General features: G+C 67.7%; 14 protein-coding genes. 7 read left to right on the top strand and 7 right to left on the bottom strand.

Annotated elements, in window-relative coordinates; all coding sequences use genetic code 11:
- Positions 1-113: 113 nt before the first annotated feature.
- On the top strand, positions 114-1,382 hold the full coding sequence (locus MJO58_RS05520; RefSeq protein ID WP_239722223.1) for an HNH endonuclease signature motif containing protein: 1,269 nt from the start codon (positions 114-116) through the stop codon (positions 1,380-1,382).
- 33 nt (positions 1,383-1,415) lie between these two features.
- On the opposite strand, the gene MJO58_RS05525 is transcribed toward MJO58_RS05520, so the two are convergent.
- Both MJO58_RS05525 and MJO58_RS05530 read right to left on the bottom strand, forming a co-directional pair.
- Positions 1,416-2,267: a class I SAM-dependent methyltransferase gene (locus tag MJO58_RS05525; protein ID WP_239722224.1), complete on the bottom strand. Its 852-nt coding sequence runs from the start codon at positions 2,265-2,267 to the stop codon at positions 1,416-1,418.
- Positions 2,264-3,769, bottom strand: a complete 1,506-nt coding sequence (locus tag MJO58_RS05530) for a DHA2 family efflux MFS transporter permease subunit (protein ID WP_239722225.1) — start codon at positions 3,767-3,769, stop codon at positions 2,264-2,266. The genes MJO58_RS05525 and MJO58_RS05530 overlap by 4 nt, the downstream gene beginning before the upstream one ends.
- 79 nt (positions 3,770-3,848) lie before the next feature.
- Here MJO58_RS05530 and MJO58_RS05535 point away from each other — a divergent pair, with 79 nt between their 5' ends.
- Complete coding sequence (locus tag MJO58_RS05535) at positions 3,849-4,487, top strand: winged helix-turn-helix transcriptional regulator (RefSeq protein WP_239722226.1); 639 nt, start codon at positions 3,849-3,851, stop codon at positions 4,485-4,487.
- A gap of 3 nt (positions 4,488-4,490) precedes the next feature.
- Here MJO58_RS05535 and MJO58_RS05540 read toward each other — a convergent pair whose 3' ends face one another.
- A complete protein-coding gene (locus MJO58_RS05540; RefSeq protein WP_239722227.1) occupies positions 4,491-5,144 on the bottom strand; it encodes a TetR/AcrR family transcriptional regulator in 654 nt (217 codons plus the stop codon).
- A gap of 59 nt (positions 5,145-5,203) precedes the next feature.
- Between MJO58_RS05540 and MJO58_RS05545 the strand changes: the two genes are divergently transcribed.
- Complete coding sequence (locus MJO58_RS05545) at positions 5,204-6,400, top strand: acyl-CoA dehydrogenase family protein (protein ID WP_239722228.1); 1,197 nt, start codon at positions 5,204-5,206, stop codon at positions 6,398-6,400.
- 22 nt (positions 6,401-6,422) lie between these two features.
- Here the strand turns inward: MJO58_RS05545 and MJO58_RS05550 are convergent, their stop codons facing one another.
- On the bottom strand, positions 6,423-7,517 hold the full coding sequence (locus MJO58_RS05550) for a cytochrome P450 (protein ID WP_239722229.1): 1,095 nt from the start codon (positions 7,515-7,517) through the stop codon (positions 6,423-6,425).
- A gap of 73 nt (positions 7,518-7,590) precedes the next feature.
- Between MJO58_RS05550 and MJO58_RS05555 the strand changes: the two genes are divergently transcribed.
- Positions 7,591-8,166 carry a TetR/AcrR family transcriptional regulator gene (locus tag MJO58_RS05555; RefSeq protein ID WP_090608508.1) on the top strand — a complete coding sequence of 192 codons (576 nt, stop codon included), beginning with the start codon at positions 7,591-7,593 and terminating at the stop codon, positions 8,164-8,166.
- A gap of 9 nt (positions 8,167-8,175) precedes the next feature.
- The gene (gene guaA, locus MJO58_RS05560) at positions 8,176-9,780 is read left to right on the top strand and encodes a glutamine-hydrolyzing GMP synthase (protein ID WP_090600605.1); all 1,605 of its coding nucleotides are present in this window, start codon (positions 8,176-8,178) and stop codon (positions 9,778-9,780) included.
- On the opposite strand, the gene MJO58_RS05565 is transcribed toward guaA, so the two are convergent.
- Positions 9,781-10,386 (bottom strand): hypothetical protein, encoded by a 606-nt coding sequence (locus MJO58_RS05565; RefSeq protein WP_239722230.1) that lies wholly within the window; start codon positions 10,384-10,386, stop codon positions 9,781-9,783.
- Between the two features lie 105 nt (positions 10,387-10,491).
- On the opposite strand from MJO58_RS05565, the gene imuA' reads away from it, so the two are divergent.
- Together imuA' and MJO58_RS05575 are read left to right on the top strand one after the other, a co-directional pair.
- Complete coding sequence (gene imuA' / locus MJO58_RS05570) at positions 10,492-11,178, top strand: DnaE2-dependent mutagenesis accessory factor ImuA' (RefSeq protein WP_239722231.1); 687 nt, start codon at positions 10,492-10,494, stop codon at positions 11,176-11,178.
- Between the two features lie 6 nt (positions 11,179-11,184).
- Positions 11,185-12,768 (top strand): DNA polymerase Y family protein, encoded by a 1,584-nt coding sequence (locus tag MJO58_RS05575; protein ID WP_239722232.1) that lies wholly within the window; start codon positions 11,185-11,187, stop codon positions 12,766-12,768.
- Positions 12,769-12,774: 6 nt separating this feature from the next.
- Here the strand turns inward: MJO58_RS05575 and kasB are convergent, their stop codons facing one another.
- Both kasB and MJO58_RS05585 read right to left on the bottom strand, forming a co-directional pair.
- A complete protein-coding gene (gene kasB, locus MJO58_RS05580) occupies positions 12,775-14,028 on the bottom strand; it encodes a 3-oxoacyl-ACP synthase KasB (RefSeq protein ID WP_090600609.1) in 1,254 nt (417 codons plus the stop codon).
- Between the two features lie 105 nt (positions 14,029-14,133).
- Positions 14,134-15,153: a nucleoside hydrolase gene (locus MJO58_RS05585; RefSeq protein ID WP_239722233.1), complete on the bottom strand. Its 1,020-nt coding sequence runs from the start codon at positions 15,151-15,153 to the stop codon at positions 14,134-14,136.
- Positions 15,154-15,204: the final 51 nt, after the last annotated feature.

Here is a 15,204-nt window from a genome sequence, read left to right on the forward strand (position 1 = left end):
CTCACATACTTGCCACCCGACGGACGACGCGAACCATCTCGGCGGGGATCGGGATTCGGGTTAGTCGCGGTCGGGCGCCCGGATTTGTCGTACCTCGATGTGATGATGTCGTTATGTCTTCGACCGTATCCGCCGGCGCTGTGGCGGTGAGTCCTGGCGAGCGGCTGGAGGTGTTGTTCGAGGAGTTGGCGGAGTTGACGGGTCAGCGTAATGCGATTGATGGGCGCATCGTGGAGATCGTGGCCGAGGTCGATCGCGACGAGCTGTGTGGCGTGACGGGCGCGCGGTCGGTGGCGGCGTTGGTGGCCTGGAAGCTCGGTTGCTCGTCGGCAAATGCCCACACGATCGCCACGATCGCGGGCCGGCTGGCGGAGTTTCCCCGCTGCGCTCAGGGTATGCGGGAGGGGCGACTGTCGGCCGATCAGGTCGGTGTGATCGCGGCGCGGGCCGGGGCGGGAGCTGATGAGCACTACGCGGCGCTGGCAGAGGTCGCGACGGTCAGCCAGTTGCGCACCGCGGTCAAGCTGGAACCGCGACCCGAGCCTCAGCCGCAACCTCAACCTTCGATTACCAAAACCTGCGACGAGGAGTTCACGTGTTGGCGGATCAAACTGCCGCACCACGACGCCGCAAAGTTCGACGCCGCCTTGGCGTCTCATCGCGATGCGCTGATCGCCGAGTGGAAGCTTGCGCACGGCAAGGGTGACGGCGCGTCAGATCTGCGGCCGCCGGTGCCGGGCACTGTCGAGGCGTTGATGCGCCTGGTCGAGACGGGGTGGGACGCCGAGGCGGCCCGCCGCCCGCATGGGCAGCACACCACTGTGGTGGTGCACGTCGATGTGGAGCAGCGTGTTGCGGCGCTGCATTTGGGTCCGCTGCTGTCCGAGGCCGAGCGCCGCTACCTGAGCTGTGATGCCAGCTGTGAAGTGTGGTTCGAACGCCACGGCGAGGTCATCGGTGCCGGGCGCGCAACCCGGCTGGTCAACCGGCGGCTGCGCCGCGCGCTCGAGTATCGCCATCCCGCGTGCGCGGTTCCTGGCTGTGGGGCCACGCGTGGTCTGCACGCCCATCACATCCGGCACTGGGAAGACGGCGGCTCCACCGAGTTGGTCAACCTGGTGTTGGTGTGCCCGTATCACCATCGGTTGCACCATCGGGGCGTGATCACCATCACCGGCTCCGCGGACGCTCTCATCGTCACCGACCACACCGGCCGACCGCTCAGCCCGGGATCGCTGGCGCGCCCACCAACCCAACCCCCGCCCGCTGTCCCGCCATGCCCCGGGCCCACCGGCGAACGCGCCCAGTGGTGGTGGTATGAACCCTTCCAACCACAACCACCACCAACACACAACCAGACCAATCACCCGGTCCCGTGCTGACCCTCAAACACACTGGGGCATAAAGAAATTCGTTCACCTCACCCGGCTGGCTGTCGCATCGCGCGGCAGTTGACCCGCACTGTCCGCTCGGGCGATGCCCTGGATGACCCGCAGCCGCCCGTCCGACAACGCGGCGGTGAGGTTCTGCGCCTTGCGGGCGAAGTCGGCCACGAAGGCGTGCAGCCCCAGCGGGCCGGCGGGCTGGGCCAGCAGCGCCTGCATGACGGCGCCCGCCTGGTCGGTGAGATCGTTCCACTGTTCGACGACGAATCCGCAAGACTCGATGACCGAACGCAACTCGTCGGGGCACAGCAGATGGCTGTGTGCGGGTTGGTCGGCCCAGGGCAGCGGATAGGAGAGGTCGCGACCATCACCAATGGTGATGTCCCACAAGGCAAGACGGCCGCCGCTAACCAGCACCCGGCGAGCCTCCGAGTACAGGCGTGCCTTGTCGGCCACGTTCATCTGGACATGCTGGCTAATCGCGACGTCGAAGCCGGCATCCGCGAAGGGGAGTGCGGTGACATCGCCTTGATGAACCGATATCCGGTCGTCCAGCCCGACGAGTCGATTGAGCCATCGGTTCGTTTCGCAGTATTCCTCGGTGAGGTCGACGGCCGTGACGGTGCAGGCGAAGCGGTCGGCGACGTAACGCGCGGTGCCGCCGACCCCGCTGCCCGCGTCGAGTACCGCACTCTCGCTGGTGATCCCGGCGAGGTCCACCAGCGCAGCGGTCGCGATGCGGCCCATGGTGTGGAAATCCTCGAGCAGGCCGAGGTCGGCGGGCGCCAGATGCTCGAGGTCTTTTCCGGCGGCGAGCAGCGCCTGCTCGATGTTGTGCTGCGAGAGACCGGTCGAATACTGGGTTCCCTGGCTGGTGGTCATGCTGCAATCCTTTCTAATTGCCGTGCCGGTAGCAGACCCGCGACGACGATCGCCGCGGCCAGTGCGATCCCCGCGCAGACCAGCGAGCCGACTTGCAGGCCGTCCAGGAAAGCGTGGTTGACGGCGGCGCGCACCGGGCCGGCCCGCTCTGCGGGAAGCTGTTCGATCACTTTGTGCGCCGCCGCCATTGAACTGCGCATCGTGGCGGTGACGCTGGTCGGCAAGGTGGCCAGCGCGGGTGCGGTGCCCAGGTGTGCGGAGTAGACCGAGGCGAAGACGCTGCCCACGATGGCCACTCCCAGGGTGCCGCCGAGCTCACGGGTGGTGTCGTTGACGGCCGAGCCGATCCCGGCCTTGTCGGCGGACAGCGAACCCATGATCGATTCGGTGGCCGGCGAAAACGTCAGGCCGAGGCCGCCGCCGAGCAGCAGCATCTGCGTGGCGATCTCGGTGTAACTCGTCGCGGCATCCGCGGTCGATGCCCACGCCAGGCCGGCCGCGAACACGGCCAGGCCTCCGGCCACGACGGCGGTGGTACCGATGCGCTCCACCAGCCGCGGCCCCAGGACGCTGGCTAACGCGATCGAGATGGCGACCGGCAGCAATCGCACGCCGCTCTGAAAAGCGCTGTACTCCTTGATGAATTGGAAGTACTGAGTGATGACGAAGATAAAGCCGAACAAGGTGAGAAAGCCCGCGGTCACCGCCAGGCTGCCGCCGGAGAACCGGCGATTGGCGAACACCGTGACGTCCAGCATGGGATGGGTACTGCGGCGCTCCCACCACGCGAACCCGACGAGCAGGACGGCCGCTAGGGCGAATCCGACCACGGCGCGGGGACTGGTCCAGCCCCACGTCGGCGCCTCGATGACGGTATAGACCAGCGCGGTGACGCCCGCCGCCGACAGCACCAGGCCGGGCACGTCGACGCGAGGTGCCGCGGGGTCGCGAGAAGTCGGCACGAACAAGACGCCGCCGGTGATGGCGATCACCGCGATCGGGATGTTCACCATGAAGATGGCGCCCCACCAGAAATGCTCCAGCAGCCAGCCACCGCTGATCGGCCCCACGGCCACGCCGACACCGACCATCGCCGCCCACAGCCCAATCGCCTTGGCGCGGGGGACGGGGTCGGTGAAGATGTTGGTGATCAAACCCAGTGTGGTCGGGAAGATCAGCGCCGCGCCCACCCCCATGGCGGCCCGCGCCGCGATCAGCTGATCCGCGGAATTCGCCTGCGCCGCAAGGCCTGACGTGATCGCAAACAGTGCGAGGCCGGCATTGAGCCAGCCCCTTCTGCCGTAGCGGTCGCTGAGGCTGCCGGCCGACAGCAGCAGGCCGGACATGACCAGGGTGTAGGCGTCGACGATCCATTGCAGCTGCGCGGTGTCGGCATTGAGTTCGCGCGACAGCGTGGGCAGGGCGACGTTGACGATGGTGGCGTCGACGCTGATCACGAAGACGCCGAGGCAGATGACGGCGAGCGCGAGGTTCTTACGCATGGACGAGACAGTAAACGCGATAGACAAATAAATCAACCATAAGATAGAAAAACATGTCTTCCGCTGGTAAACTGCGGTGGTGCGGACACGCAACTACAACCAGAACTGCCCGATCGCGCGCGGACTCGACGTCTTGGGTGAGCGCTGGACGCTGCTGATCCTGCGTGAGTTGATCGGCGGTCCGCGGCGCTACGGCGATCTGCGCGCCGAATTGCCCGGCATCGCAACCAATCTGCTAGCCGAGCGGCTCAAGGAGCTCCAAGACGCCGGGCTCGTCGATCGGACCGACCTGCCGGCACCGATCGGACGCACGGTTTACACGCTCAGCGACATGGGCTGGCAGCGGGTGCTGCCGATCATGCAAAGCTTCGCCTGGTTCGGCCTGGACTACCTGGACCCGATCGGTGAAGGACCGGTAACGCCGCTCAACGGGTTCCTGGCCGGCATCCTGCTGGGTTTCGACTCAGGCAAGGCGGCGGGACTCGAGGCGGCGTGCCGAGCCGAAATCGATGGTCGCCGTTTCGATTTCGTGGTTACCCAGGGGCGCCTGGCCGCCGGTCGCGGCGAGCCGGCGGTGACGATCACCGCCAGTGCGGCAGACCTCGTGACGGCCCGTCTCGCGGCGAGCGACGCCAAGCGCAAGGCGGCCTTGCGTCGAATCGCCTTCATCGGTGAGCCGGGAGCCGTCGACACCCTTCGTCGGGCGTTCTCGCTGTAGGCCTCAATCCCGGATTTTGAGCAGGGCGTCGATCAGCGCCTGGGCCAGGAACCTGCCGTAGCGAATGGCCGACCAACCCCGTTCCAGGACAAGGAGTTCGTAGAGCTCGGGTGCGTGGTACGTCCACAGCACGTCGCGCGCTTCCTTAGCGCTGACTCGCAACTGACCCGTCCGGGCGAGGTCTGCCGCGAACATCGTCATGCCGTCCAGCGTTTCCTGCCGCGTCTGCTTCCAGACCTCGCCGGCGTCCGGCGACGACGCGGCGCCATCGCGCGCGAGGAGCTGGACCGGAACGCTGCGCGGCATGATCGTGGCCAGGTGTTCGGCGTACATTGCCAGTTTGCGAGCCGCGTCGGTTTCGTCGGCAACGGCCTGGATCACCTCTCGCTGGACCATCGGGATCGGCTCGTCGTCGCCGGCGACGGACACATCGAAGAGCGCTTTGAGCACGCCCGCCTTCGTCGCGAACGCCTTGTACACCGTTTCGACCGATACGCCGGCGTCCCGCGCGATTTCGGCGATTGTCGTCGCCGCGTAGCCCTGGGCCAGGAACCGCTGCCGGGCGGCCGCGAGCACCGCGTCCCTATTGCGCTGGGCCTGCTCGCGCCGCCGGGTCGAGTCGTAGCGGCGGGGGGCCTGCTTGTTGACAGATCCCATAATTAAGTACAAGCTCCTGTATTGAATACTAGTTACTGTATGAAAATAGGGAACGTGACATGACAAGTGCAACATGCCGCGCCGTCAGCCTGTCGAACGGCGCCGATTCCATCGCGGTGGCGCGCGCCCTGGCACCCGAGATCACGCGCCGCGCCGACGAAGCCGAGGCCCTCGGGACATTGCCCCTCGATCTGGTCGAGCGACTGCGCGCGGCCGGCATTTTCCGTGCCATGCAACCGCGCTTGCTCGGCGGGTTCGAAATAGCCCCGGTCGACAACATTCAGATGATCGAGGAACTGGCGCGTGCCGACGGTTCCACCGGCTGGGTGGCCGCCATCGGCGGCGGTGCGCCGGCATTCACCGCCTGGCTTGAACCCGCAGTCGCGGCAACGCTGTTCGGTTCGGACGCCGACTTCCTGTCGGCCACGATCTTCGCGCCCACCGGGCGTGCCGTGCCGGACGGTGGGGAGAGGTTCGGCGTCGACGGGCGATGGCCGTTCGCCAGTGGTTGCCGCCACGCCGAGTGGATACTGGCCGGGGTCTTCGTCTTCGACGGCGACCAGCCGCGAATGATCCCCGAGCAAGGCCCCGACCAGCGGCTCGCGTTCTTCCCGCGAGCCGACGCCGAGATCGTCGACAACTGGGACGTCCTGGGGCTGCGCGCCACCGGCAGCAACGACGTGGCCGCCCAAGGTCTCAAAGTCCCCGGCGAACACACCATCAGCCCGTTCTTCCATTCGGCCCGCCACGACGGCCCGTTGTGGAGAATTCCGTTCTTCACGCTCGCCGGGATCGGCATGGTCGGTGTCCCGCTCGGGATCGCGCGGCGCGCACTCGACGAATTCACCGATCTCGCGACCACGAAGCTGCGTGCCATGGCGTCCGAGCCGCTCGCGAAGGATGCCGCTGTCCAGGTCGAGTTCGCCAGTGCCGAAGCCAGTTTGAGGTCTGCGCGGGCATTCGTACTCGATGAGGTCAATGCGCTGTGGGACACCGCCGTCGCCGGTGACCCGCCGTCGCTCGAGCAGCGTGCCGGCTTCCGGCTTGCCGCGTTGGCGGCGATGCGCGCGGCACGTCAGGTGGTCGATACGACGTTCGAGTTGACCGGTGCGGGCGCGGTGCACGCGAGCCACCCGCTGCAGCGCTGCTTCCGGGATCTGCACACCGTCAGCCAGCACGCGTACTTCAGCCCGTCCGCGCTGAAGCGGTACGCCAACACCCGATTCGGCATTGAACAACCGACCTACCTGATGTGACGCGTGGCGAAGCCCCCCGGCCTCACCACGACACCGGCAGCGTGACGAGCCCGCCGGCCAGCACGTCGCGACGCGTGGGCAGGGTTGCGGGATCGACCGTCAACCGCATCGCTGGAAATCGTGGAATAAGTTGCGTGAAAACGGAATTAAGCTCGACGCGCGCCAACGGCGCCCCGATGCAGTAACGACCGCCGTATCCGAAAGTGACATGGGTGGCTTCGTTGCGTGCGATGTCGACGGCCTCGGGATGAGTGAATGCCGCGGGGTCGTGGTTGGCGGCCGCGAGGTCCAGCAGCACCAGGTCTCCGGTGTGGATGGTGGCGTCGTCGACGACGAAGTCGGTGCGTGCGTAGCGGGGAACGCCGCCCGCCCCGCCTCCCGTGGTCGCCGCCCGCAGGAGCTCCTCGACGGCGTTTGGGATCAGCGCCGGGTTGTCCAGAAGTGCTTCCCACTGTTCGTGATTCGTCAGCAGCAGCAATGCGCCGAGGCCAATGTGGACCACCGTGGTCTCATGTCCGGCGAAGAGCAGGAACATGGACATGGTGGCGGCCTCCTCGTCGGATACGCCGTCGGTCGCGCACAGCCGCGAGATCACGTCGTCGCCGGGGTGAGCGCGCTTGCGCGCAACCAATCCGCGGCCGTATTCGAACAGGTTGGCCAGCCCGCGCTCGGAGCGGGCGTGATTGCGCACGTTGCCGGCATCGTCTGCCCAGCAGCGGAATTGGGCTCGGTCGGAATAGGGCACGCCGAGTAACTCGCAGATCACCAGGATCGGCAACGGCAAGGCCAGTTGTGCGTGCAGATCGGCGGGGGGTCCCTGTGTTGCGAGCTCGTTCAACAGCTCGGTGGTCAGGGCCTCCACTCGCGGTTTCAGCGCCCGCAGGTGCTTGGGCGAGAAATGCGGCTGCAGCAGTTTCCGCGTCCGGGCGTGGTCGACGTCTTCGGTGTCGAAGTTGCCCAGCGGACCACCGAACAGGGCCGATTCCCCGGTGCGCGCTGCCTTTTCGGGTTCGCGATGAGAACGCCCTAGACGATCGTCGTCGAGCAGCTGTCGCACCTGGGCGTAGTCGGTGACGAGCCAGGCTTCGTGGCCTACCGGGGTGCGTACTCGGTGCATGACGCCGCCTCAAGTATAAGAAGACTTATACAAGAATACTTGTACACTATTTCATATACAAGGGGAGGTGGAGATGACGGCCGTTCGATCCGAGTCGACCCCGCGACTGCCCCGCGCCCAACGGCGGGAACAGATCGTCGATGCCGCCACCCGCGCGTTCGCCCGCGGCGGTTTCGCCAACACGGGCCTCGATGCCATCGCTACCGAAGCCGGGGTGACGCCGGTGATTCTGTACCGGCATTTCGCGTCGAAGGCCGAGCTCTACCGGGCCGTCATCGACAGCGGCCACACCCGTCTGCGCGAGGCCACCGGCACCGATGACTTCGACGACGCCAGCATCCCCGCACTGATCCGCGCGGCCGCGGCCGATCCGGACGCCTTCCGGCTGCTGTTCCGCTATGCCGCGCGCGAGCCGGAGTTTCGCGACATGATCGACTCGCTGAGCGAGAGCTCGACCGAGATCACCCGTCGCCACCTGGCCGGGGTCGCCGACGAGCGATGGCGGAGCTGGGCGGCACGACTGCTACCCACCGTGACGATTGACGCCGTGATCGCCTGGCTCGACGCCGGCCAGCCCGACCCCGACCACGCTGCGGTCCGCATCCGGCGCATCGTCGACGCGGTGATCCACGCCGCGACCGAACACTAGACTCGTGCCGTGGCTGAACCTGCTGACCTCGACACCGATCTTGGTGAAGTTGCACCCGCGACCCGACCGGTATTGGTAGTCGACTTCGGCGCGCAATATGCGCAGTTGATCGCCCGGCGCGTCCGGGAAGCGCGGGTCTTTTCCGAGGTCATCCCGCACACCGCCTCGATCGAGGAGATCAAAGCCAAGGATCCGGTGGCGCTGGTGCTCTCCGGCGGGCCGGCCAGTGTGTATGCCGAAGGCGCCCCGCAACTGGACTCCGCGGTGTTCGACCTGGGCGTGCCGGTGTTCGGCATCTGCTACGGGTTTCAGGCGATGGCGCAGGCGCTGGGCGGGACCGTCGCCCATACCGGCACCAGTGAATACGGTCGTACCGAGCTGAAAGTGCTTGGTGGCGAATTACATTCGGGGCTACCAGCGACTCAGCCGGTCTGGATGAGCCACGGTGACGCGGTCACGGCCGCGCCCGAGGGGTTCGACGTGGTGGCCAGTAGCCCGGGCGCGGCGGTCGCCGGCTTCGAGAACCGGGCCCGACGCCTGGCCGGCGTGCAGTACCACCCGGAGGTGATGCACAGCCCGCACGGGCAGCGGGTGCTCAGCCGATTTCTGCACGACTTCGCCGGATTGGATGCGGACTGGACTCCCGCCCACATCGCCGATGCGCTCGTCGAACAGGTCCGCACTCAGATCGGCGACGGCCACGCGATCTGCGGGCTGTCGGGCGGGGTGGATTCCGCGGTGGCCGCGGCGCTGGTGCAGCGCGCCATCGGAGACCGGCTGACCTGTGTCTTCGTCGATCACGGATTACTGCGCGCGGGTGAGCGGGCTCAGGTGCAGCGTGATTTCGTCGCCGCCACCGGCGCCAACCTGGTCACCGTGGACGCGGCCGACACCTTCCTCGAGGCGCTGGGGGGCGTGACCAACCCCGAGGGCAAGCGCAAGATCATCGGCCGTCAGTTCATCCGGGCCTTCGAGGGCGCGGTCCGAGACATCGTGCAAGACGAGGGGGCGGACGGTTCCGGCGTCGACTTCCTGGTGCAGGGCACGCTGTATCCGGACGTGGTGGAATCCGGCGGCGGCAGCGGAACCGCGAACATCAAGAGCCACCACAACGTCGGCGGTCTGCCCGACGACCTGAAGTTCAAACTCGTCGAGCCGCTGCGGTTGTTGTTCAAAGACGAGGTGCGCGCGGTCGGACGGGAACTGGGTCTGCCGGAGGAAATCGTTGGGCGCCAGCCCTTTCCGGGCCCAGGGCTGGGTATTCGGATCGTCGGTGAGGTCACCGCGCAGCGACTCGACACGCTGCGGCGTGCCGACTCGATCGCCCGCGAGGAGCTGACCGCCGCCGGCCTGGACAATCTGATCTGGCAGTGCCCGGTGGTGTTGCTGGGCGAGGTGCGCTCGGTGGGCGTGCAGGGGGACGGCCGCACCTACGGGCACCCGATCGTGCTGCGGCCGGTGTCCAGCGAGGACGCCATGACCGCGGACTGGACCCGGGTGCCCTACGAGGTGCTCGAACGCATCTCGACCCGGATCACCAACGAGGTCCGGGAGGTCAACCGCGTGGTGCTCGACATCACCAGCAAGCCGCCCGGCACCATCGAGTGGGAATAGCTACTCTGCGAATTCGCTTCTGCCGTAAGCAATATCGGCGGCTTGCCAGCTGCCGCCGGCCGCACTGACAAGCCGGCGCGCGAGGTCGCGGTCGTCGTTGGCGGCGATCAGAATCAGGGTGTGGTCGGTCGCGGTGACGGATCCGCCGAGCAGCCGGTCGCGGACCGAAGGATCGGCGGCCAGCGCGGTGGCGAGGCGCTCGATGTCGACATCCGGGACGGTGACGATGATCGCGTTCTCCTGCGGTGCGGTCTGTGGCAGGTAGTCGAAGGACAGCACCGATTCCTGGTTGAACTGACGGCGCACTGCCTCGGCGGCGGTATGCAAGGCGGGCTCGGTGCCGCACAGATGGAATTCATGCGCATGCTCCCGGGTGATTCGCTGCTGCGCGGCGGACCAGTACACCCCGTCGAGCGGCGTTGACCCGGTGACCGTCACGCCGTTGAGGACGATCGTCACGTCGACCTGCTCCTCGAACAGGGGATCCCCGTTGTCGGCGGCGAAGAACTCGGCCGGTTGACAGCTACCGACCTCGCTTCGAGCCGGCGCGGGCACCACGATGGCGCCACAAATAAGCACCAGAAGCCACAACAGCACCGACCGCATAAGCAGCCTCTCCCGTTTCTTGACGGTTGTCGGAGGGTGGGTGTTTACTCGAATCAATCGAACATACATTCGAAAATATTCGAGGAACTGCTGGTAGGAGGCTATATGACGGCGGCTGTCGCCTCCGACCTGGATCGTGCGGAACAGCTCGAATCGCTACGCCGGCAGATGGCGGTGTTGTCCGGGAAATCGCCCGGGAGGGCCGCCGCCCGCCACGATAGCCTGCTGCCCGAATCGGAGTCCGGGCTTCCGGTCCCGCAGTGGCTGGCCGAGGCGTTACCCGCCCAGCTACCCCGGGGGTCGGTGGCTGTGCTGTCGGGAGCGCGGTCGCTGCTGCTGGGCATGGTCGCCGCGGTGACGGCGGCCGGGGGAAACGCGGCCATCGTCGGTCAGCCGGATATCGGGCTGCTGGCCGCGGTCGAGATGGGGGCGGATCTGAGCCGGCTCGCGGTGATACCGGATCCCGGGACCGATCCGGTGGAAGTGGCCGCGGTGCTCATCGACGGGATGGATCTGGTGGTGCTCGGACTGGGCGGGCGCCGGGTGCCGCTGACCCGGGCGCGGGCGGTGGTGGCCCGCGCCCGCCTCAAGGGCTGCACCCTGCTGGTCACCGACGGCGACTGGCAGGGTGCGCCGACCCGGCTGAAGGCCCGGGTCAGCGGCTACGAGATCACGGCGGGTCACCGCGACACCCCGGTCTGCGGATTCGGACGCATCAGCGGAGTGCGGCTGCAGGTCAGCGGGGTGTGCGGGGGGAGACGGGTGACCGGGCGACGAACGCGAACCGGGTGAGTTCGAATGTCTTCCCGGGTGCTGGCCATTTGGTGCATGGACTGGCCGGCGGTCGCGGCAGCAGCGGCGGCGGACAAATCCATGACGACCCCGATCGCGGTCACGCTGGCCAACCGGGTGATCGCCTGCTCGTCGGCCGCGCGTGCGGCCGGAGTGCGGCGAGGGTTGCGACGCCGCGAAGCCGCGGCCCGTTGCCCGCAACTGCACGTCGTCGCCGCCGACGTCGACCGCGACGCCCGCTTTTTCGAGGGGGTGATTGCGGCGGTCGACGACCTGGTGCCTCGCGCCGAGGTGCTGCGGCCGGGCCTCCTGGTGTTGCCGGTGCGCGGAGCGGCCCGCTATTTCGGGTCCGAACAGCAGGCCGCCGAACGACTGATCGACGCGGTCGCTGTGAGTTCAGTGGCCGGGACCGAGTGTCAGGTCGGGATCGCCGACCAGCTGTCCACCGCGGTCTTCGCCGCCCGGGCGGGTCGCGTCGTCCCGCCCGGCGGCGACGCGAAGTTCCTGTCGACGCTGTCGATCCGGCAACTGGCCACCGAGCCGAGCCTGTCCGGTCCGGGGCGAGAGGAGCTCACGGATCTGTTGTGGCGGTTGGGGATTCGTACCATCGGCCAGTTCGCCGCGCTGTCGGCGACCGACGTGGCTTCCCGGTTCGGCGCCGACGGGCGCAGCGCGCACCGGTTCGCCCGCGGGGAGCCCGAGCGGGGCCCGTCCGGGCGGGAGCCACCGGCCGAGCTCGAGGCCGTGCTGGACTGCGATCCGCCGATCGACCGGGTCGACGCCGCGGCGTTCGCCGGACGCTCGCTGGCCGGCACGTTGCATCAGATGCTGGTGTCCGCCGGGGTGGGATGCACCCGGCTGTCCATTCACGCCGTCACCGCCAACGGCGAAGAACTGAACCGGGTATGGCGGTGCGCCGAGCCGTTGACCGAGGACGCCACCGCCGATCGGGTGCGCTGGCAACTGGACGGGTGGTTGAGCAGCCGGACCGCCCGCAATCCTCGCCCGACGGCGCCGGTGACATTGCTGCGGCTGCAGGCGGTGGAGGTGGTGTCCGCCGAGGCGCTGCAGCTGCCGTTATGGGGCGGCCTCGGGGAAGAGGACCGGCAGCGGGCCCGCCGCGCCCTGGTGCGGGTGCAGGGCCTGCTCGGGCCGGAAGCGGTGCGGGTGCCGGTGCTGTCCGGAGGTCGCGGACCGGCCGAACGCATCACGCTGACGCCGCTGGGTGACGAGCCCGTGCCGGATGCCGACCCGGGGTTGCCGTGGCCTGGCCAGCTGCCGGACCCGTCGCCGACGGTATTACTCGACGATCCGGTGGAATTGCTTGATGCCCAAGGAAATTCGATACGGGTGACCAGTCGGGGGATGTTCTCCGCCGACCCGGCGCGCCTGGTCGCCCGCGGCCAGGACGACCCGCTGCGCTGGTGGGCCGGCCCGTGGCCGGTCGACGAGCGGTGGTGGGATCCGGACCCGAACTCCACTGGTTCGGCGGGCCGCACCGCGCGCGCCCAGGTGCTGCTGGAAAGCGAACGCGCGCTGTTGCTGTGCTATCGGCAAAGGAGGTGGTACCTCGAAGGAAGCTACGAGTAAGGGGTGTCAGTACCGGCCGAAAGCCACGGCGACGTTGTGGCCGCCGAATCCGAACGAGTTGTTGAGCGCGTACTGGTAATTGCCGGGCCGCGGTTTGCCCGCAACCACGTCCAGGTCGATCTCCGGATCGAGGTTTTCCAGGTTCAGGGTCGGCGGGATCACCTGATCCCGCAGCGCCTGCACGGTCAGGATCGACTCCACCGCGCCGACCGCCCCCACCGAGTGACCCAGTGCGGCTTTCGGCGCGTACACGGCGGGTTTGTTGCCACCCAGAGCGTTGTTGATGGCCTTGGATTCGGCCAGGTCGCCGACCAGGGTGCCGGTGGCGTGCGCGTTGACGTGGTCGATGTCGTCGGGCGTCAGCCCCGCCAGCTGAATCGCCCTGCTCATCGCATGTCCGGCGCGCGCGCCGTTCGGGTCCGGTGCCACCATGTGGAACCCGTCCGAGGTGATGCTGGCGCCCATGATTCGGGCCAGGATGTTGGCGCCCCGTGCCTTGGCGTGCTCCTCGGTCTCGATGACCATCAGCGCGCCGGCCTCGCCGAACACGATGCCGGTTCGGTCCCGGTCGAACGGGCGGCACGCCCGGGGCGGGTCGTCGTTCTTCGTCGACAACACGATGCGCATCTGCGCAAACGCCGCGATCGCCACCGCCTCGATCTTGACCTCGACACCGCCGCAAATGGCAATATCGGCCTCACCGAGGACGATATTGCGCCAGGCCTGCGCGATGCCTTCCGAGCCGGATGCGCAGGCCGAAATGGGCGTGAGCACCCCGGCCCCGGCGTGTCGTTCCAGCCCGATTGCCGCGGCAGGGGCGTTGGGCATGTACTTCGCCACCGCGAGCGGTGAGACGGCCTGGCCGCCGCGGGCGCGCAGGTCGTCGTAGCTGAAGACGATTTGCTCGGCCGAACCCAGGCCGGTGCCGACGGATACCAGCAATCGGTTGGGGTCGACCTCGGGTGTGCCGGCGTTCTCCCACACCCGACGGCTCAATATGGTGGTCATCTTCGGCAGCCAACCCATTCGGTGCCGCTCGGCGCGCGTCAAGCCGTCGTCGAAATCCTCCAGCAGGTGCCCACCGATGCGTACCGGCAGGTCATAGTGCTCGATAAACGAGTCTTCGAGGGTCCGGATGCCGCTCTGGCTGTCCAGCAACAACTTCCAGGTGCTCTCGGCGTCGGTAGCCAGTGCTGTCGTCATGGCAATACCGGTGACCACTACATTTGGTAACGCTTTCCCCGTAACCAGCTCTGTCATTGCGAAGGTCCTCCCTGCTGACTAACGCAACCCCGCGCAGATATCCAACTATTCCATCGTTTGCTGGCGGGATCTGTCAACGCAAGCCCGCGGTCCAGGCCCCCCTTACCAGGTGAGCTGACGCGCGAAGGGCCCCACGCGTTCGATAAACCGTTCGAAGAATGCCGTCGGATCGACGTCAACACCGATGCGCGCGTTAGGTTCTCGGCGCCAGTCGGTCACCGTCATGCCGCGGGTCAGGGTGCCGGCGAGCTCGACGTCCACCCGGCCCGGACGGGTCGCGACGAGTTCGGGGTCCAGCGCTACCGCCGCGGCCAACGGGTCGTGCAGATGCGCCAGATATCCGTGTCCGTTGTCGTGGTAACCCTCGAGGTAGAACCGCATCGCGTCCTCGATCAGCCGGATCACCGGGTTGGACGCCGTCGAACGGGTGCCCCGTTCGTCGTCCACGCTCATGATGGTGGAAGTCGACCCCGCGGCGGCCGCCAACCTCGCCAGGAGCTGCGGAGTGATCGCGACTTTTCGGGTGAGATCCAGCCCACACAGGATCGGGAGTCGCTGCGACCCAAGGCTTTCGTCGGACCAGGCTGCGAACACCTCGGCGGCCGCCTCGGGATCCACGCTGATGTTCCATTCCGCCACGGCGGTGGTGTTGCCGAAGTGGTCATAGGAGCCGCCCATGATGACCAACCGGCGCAACAGGGTTGGCAGTGCCGGCTCGGCGCGCAGCGCCAGCGCCAGATTGGTCAGCGGGCCGGTCGCGAGGCCGATCAGCTCGCCGGGGAACGCGCGCGCCGCGCGCACCCAGGCGGTCGCCGAGTCGTACTCGGTCAGTGCAGCGAGGCCCGGCGGCAGGTCGGCATATCCCAGGCCGCGCGGGCCGTGAACCTTCGACGGGGTTCGCAGCGGGCCGGTCAGCGTCTCGTCGGCGCCCTTCGACACCGGGATATCGGTGGCCTGGCACAGCTGCAGAAGGCCCAAGTTGTTGGCGCAAACCTGTTGTACGCCAACGTTTCCCCCGGTCGAGGCGATGCCGACCAGATCGGAGTCCGGGCTGGCCAGCAGGTAAATCAGGGCCAGTGCGTCATCGACGCCGGTGTCGACATCGGCGAAAACGGGGTTCACTGCGGCAACGATACCCAGGCTTCAGCGGCCGGCGGTGCATGCCGGCCTACC

Origin of the sequence: Mycobacterium lentiflavum, from assembly GCF_022374895.2 — a bacterium.
GTDB classification, from domain to species: domain Bacteria; phylum Actinomycetota; class Actinomycetes; order Mycobacteriales; family Mycobacteriaceae; genus Mycobacterium; species Mycobacterium lentiflavum.

Coding starts and splice junctions, on each gene's coding strand:
- MJO58_RS05520 (WP_239722223.1), top strand. CDS start 114: ATGTCTTCGACCGTATCCGCCGGCGCTGTGGCGGTGAGTCCTGGCGAG.
- MJO58_RS05525 (WP_239722224.1), bottom strand. CDS start 2,267: ATGACCACCAGCCAGGGAACCCAGTATTCGACCGGTCTCTCGCAGCAC.
- MJO58_RS05530 (WP_239722225.1), bottom strand. CDS start 3,769: ATGCGTAAGAACCTCGCGCTCGCCGTCATCTGCCTCGGCGTCTTCGTG.
- MJO58_RS05540 (WP_239722227.1), bottom strand. CDS start 5,144: ATGGGATCTGTCAACAAGCAGGCCCCCCGCCGCTACGACTCGACCCGG.
- MJO58_RS05545 (WP_239722228.1), top strand. CDS start 5,204: ATGACAAGTGCAACATGCCGCGCCGTCAGCCTGTCGAACGGCGCCGAT.
- MJO58_RS05550 (WP_239722229.1), bottom strand. CDS start 7,517: ATGCACCGAGTACGCACCCCGGTAGGCCACGAAGCCTGGCTCGTCACC.
- MJO58_RS05555 (WP_090608508.1), top strand. CDS start 7,591: ATGACGGCCGTTCGATCCGAGTCGACCCCGCGACTGCCCCGCGCCCAA.
- MJO58_RS05565 (WP_239722230.1), bottom strand. CDS start 10,386: ATGCGGTCGGTGCTGTTGTGGCTTCTGGTGCTTATTTGTGGCGCCATC.
- imuA' (WP_239722231.1), top strand. CDS start 10,492: ATGACGGCGGCTGTCGCCTCCGACCTGGATCGTGCGGAACAGCTCGAA.
- MJO58_RS05575 (WP_239722232.1), top strand. CDS start 11,185: ATGTCTTCCCGGGTGCTGGCCATTTGGTGCATGGACTGGCCGGCGGTC.
- kasB (WP_090600609.1), bottom strand. CDS start 14,028: ATGACAGAGCTGGTTACGGGGAAAGCGTTACCAAATGTAGTGGTCACC.